This is a genomic window from Bradyrhizobium sp. (assembly GCF_035273305.1).
GTDB lineage: Bacteria > Pseudomonadota > Alphaproteobacteria > Rhizobiales > Xanthobacteraceae > Bradyrhizobium.
Genome location: NZ_DATEPI010000075.1, coordinates 1 through 3,230 on the forward strand (window position 1 = coordinate 1; position 3,230 = coordinate 3,230).

General features: G+C 61.9%; 4 protein-coding genes. All 4 read right to left on the bottom strand.

Annotation, left to right across the window (positions count from 1 at the left end; translation table 11 throughout):
- Positions 1 to 1,144: 3-isopropylmalate dehydratase large subunit (gene leuC / locus VJV58_RS04920; RefSeq protein ID WP_324136220.1), on the bottom strand; the 1,144-nt coding region annotated here is incomplete at its 3' end.
- Positions 1,145 to 1,466: 322 nt separating this feature from the next.
- Positions 1,467 to 1,847 (bottom strand): 50S ribosomal protein L19, encoded by a 381-nt coding sequence (rplS, locus tag VJV58_RS04925; protein WP_324136221.1) that lies wholly within the window; start codon positions 1,845 to 1,847, stop codon positions 1,467 to 1,469.
- A 173-nt stretch (positions 1,848 to 2,020) separates the two neighbouring features.
- Positions 2,021 to 2,743, bottom strand: coding sequence for a tRNA (guanosine(37)-N1)-methyltransferase TrmD (gene trmD / locus VJV58_RS04930; protein WP_324136222.1), 723 nt, complete (start codon positions 2,741 to 2,743; stop codon positions 2,021 to 2,023).
- Positions 2,740 to 3,230: ribosome maturation factor RimM (rimM, locus tag VJV58_RS04935; protein ID WP_324136223.1), on the bottom strand; the 491-nt coding region annotated here is incomplete at its 5' end. The genes trmD and rimM, both read right to left, overlap by 4 nt.

The following is a 3,230-nucleotide window of genomic DNA, read 5'->3' on the forward strand; positions in this document are numbered from 1 at the left end:
CCGGCACGACGAGAGCGTTCACGTCTGCATGGACATGCTTGCCATCGACCACCTTGGCGGCGGCGCGCAGATCCTCGATGCGCCCGTTGGTGCAGGAGCCGATGAAGACGCGATCGAGTTTGATGTCCGTGATCCGGGTGCCGGGCTTCAAGCCCATATAATTGAGTGCGCGATGTTTCGACAGCCGCTTGGCTTCATCGGCAATCTGCTCGGGATCGGGCACCAGCCCGGAGATCGAAACCACGTCCTCGGGCGAGGTGCCCCAGGTTACGATCGGCGGAAGCTTTGCGGCATCCAGCCGGATCTCGTGATCGAAATGCGCGCCTTCGTCGCTCCTTAAATTTTCCCAGTAACGCATCGCGGCGTCCCAAGCGGCGCCTTTTGGCGCCTTCGGGCGATCCTTAAGAAATTCAAAAGCCCTTTCGTCGGGCGCGACCAGACCGGCGCGAGCGCCACCCTCGATCGACATGTTGCAGACCGTCATGCGGCCTTCCATCGAAAGAGCACGGATGGCTTCGCCGCCATATTCCAGCACATAACCGGTGCCGCCTGCGGTGCCGATCTCGCCGATGATCGCGAGAATGATGTCCTTGCCGGTCACACCTTCGGGCAGTTTGCCGTCGACGATGGCGCGCATGTTCCTGGCTTTTTTCTGAATCAGAGTTTGCGTCGCCAGCACGTGCTCGACCTCGGAGGTGCCGATGCCGTGTGCCAGAGCCCCGAAAGCGCCGTGGGTCGAGGTGTGGCTGTCGCCACAGACGATGGTCGTGCCCGGCAGCGTGAAACCTTGCTCCGGACCGATCACGTGGACAATGCCTTGGCGTTTGTCGAACTCGTTGTAATATTCGATGCCGAATTCCCTGGCATTATCCGCCATCACTCGCATCTGCTCGATGCTTTCGGGATCCGGATTGGGTTTCGAACGGTCAGTTGTCGGGATATTGTGATCGACCACCGCGAGCGTCTTCTCGGGTGCGCGCACCTTGCGCCCCGTCGCGCGCAGTCCCTCGAACGCCTGCGGTGAGGTGACCTCGTGGACCAGATGCCGATCAATATAGATCAGGCAGGTACCGTCCTCGGCTTCGTGGACCAGATGGTCGTTCCAGATCTTGTCATACAGCGTGGTTGGTTTTTTATCGGACATAATGTCAGGCCTCGAATCGGAAATTTGAGTTGGATTTGAAAGCGCGCGCGAACGCGCCCGCCCGCATCAAGCCGCGAGCGCCGCCGTCGTCAGCCGGCCGAAGAAGCGCCATGGCAAACGGCTACGATCGTCGAGGACGATCCGAGATGCGATGGTGTGGCGATCCGAAAACATAGAGCTTTTATAGCACGTCCGGCGCATGGGCGCGACATAGGTTTGCGCGGGTCCGCCGGAAGCCAATTGAGCGGGCCAATACGCGCCAAATCGCAACAAAAAAGCGCGGGGGTGAACCCGCGCTTTTCGAAACTCAGCTCCGGCGGAATTACTCGCCAACCGCCGCAGCGCGCTCGGTCTTTTCGACGATGCGGGCCGACTTGCCGCGCAGATTGCGCAAGTAGTACAGCTTGGCGCGTCGCACCTTGCCGCGCCGGACCACCTTGATCGAGTCGATCATCGGCGACAACACCGGGAAAACCCGTTCCACTCCTTCGCCATAGGAAATCTTGCGCACCGTGAAGCTCTCATTGAGCCCACCACCGGAACGGCCTATGCACACCCCTTCATAGGCCTGCACGCGAGAGCGATCGCCTTCGACTACCTTGACGTTCACGATCACGGTATCGCCCGGTCCGAATTCCGGAATTTCCTTGCCGGCGGATAACTTCTGGAACTGCTCTTGTTCCAGCTCTTGAATGAGGTTCATCGTAATCTCCATCGGCGGCGCGCCCCAGCCGCCAAGGCGCGGGCTGCGCGAGTGCTTGATCCTGTGGTGCGCATTCCGTTCCGAGCGTATCCTCGCGGCAACCGGATGCCACTTGCCGGAAAATGCTTGGGTGCGCGGATTTGGCGCTCCTATACGGCAAAGCTGCCGGCTTGTCACGCTTCCCGGGGGCCTTTCGGGCGTTTTTGGTCGCCGTTTTTGGAGGTCAAGAGATCGGGCCGGCGTTCCCGTGTCAGGGCGACCGCCTCGGCTCGGCGCCATGCGGCGACCCGGGCGTGGTCGCCGGACAGCAGCACCTCCGGGATTGGCTGGCCTTCGAAGTCCTGGGGCCGGGTATATTGCGGATATTCCAGCAGGCCCTCCGAAAAGCTCTCATCTGCCCCGGATTCGACCTTTCCCATCACGCCGGGCAAAAGCCGCACGCAGGCATCGATCAAAGTCATGGCTGCGATCTCGCCTCCGGACAGCACGTAATCGCCGATCGAAACCTCCTCGAGCTTCCGGGCTCCAATCACTCGCTGGTCAATGCCTTCGAACCGGCCGCAGACGATCAGCGGACCGGGGCCGGCGGCGAGCTCCACCACGCGCGACTGGGTCAATGGCCGACCTCGCGGGCTCATCAGGAGCCGCGGGCGCTCCCTGTTGATCTCAGCCGCGTCAATCGCGGCGGCCAGCACGTCGGCGCGCAGCACCATCCCCGGCCCACCACCAGCGGGTGTGTCGTCCACACTGCGATGCCGATCGGTCGCGGAGTCCCTGATGTCGCGCGTCTCCAGGACCCACAATCCGGATGCCAGCGCTCTACCGGCAAGGCTCACGCCGAGTGGCCCCGGAAACATTTCCGGAAACAACGTCAGAACAGTCGCGCGCCAGCTCATCGGGTGGATGTGCCCGCATCTTCGGGCGTGTCGCCCTCAATTTCCTCTGGCAATTCGATCACCACGCGTCCGCCCGACAGATCGATCGAGGGTACCACCGCGTGAGTGAACGGCAGCAGCATGGTGGCTCCATGGGGCGGCGCGATTTCGATGATGTCGCCGGCGCCGAAATTGTGAATGGCGACCACACGGCCGAGCGTCTCGTTCGCCGTCGTGAGCGCAGTGAGCCCGATCAGATCGGCATGGTAGAATTCATCATCGCTGGTGGCCGGCAGCCTATCGCGCGCAACGTAGAGTTCGAGACCATTGAGTCGCTCGGCCTCTTCACGGCTCGCAACTCCCTTGAAGTTGGCGACCAGATGGCCTTTTGCCTCACGGGCGCTGGTCAACTCGAACTGACGCGCGCCATCTTTTGTGACCAGCGGTCCATAGCGCTGTACCGCGAGCGGATCTTCAGTAAACGTCCACAGCTTCACCGCGCCACGCA

Bases quoted from the DNA above. Each gene is read 5' to 3' on its own strand.
- trmD (WP_324136222.1), bottom strand. From the start codon at position 2,743: ATGAGCTGGCGCGCGACTGTTCTGACGTTGTTTCCGGAAATGTTTCCG.
- rplS (WP_324136221.1), bottom strand. From the start codon at position 1,847: ATGAACCTCATTCAAGAGCTGGAACAAGAGCAGTTCCAGAAGTTATCC.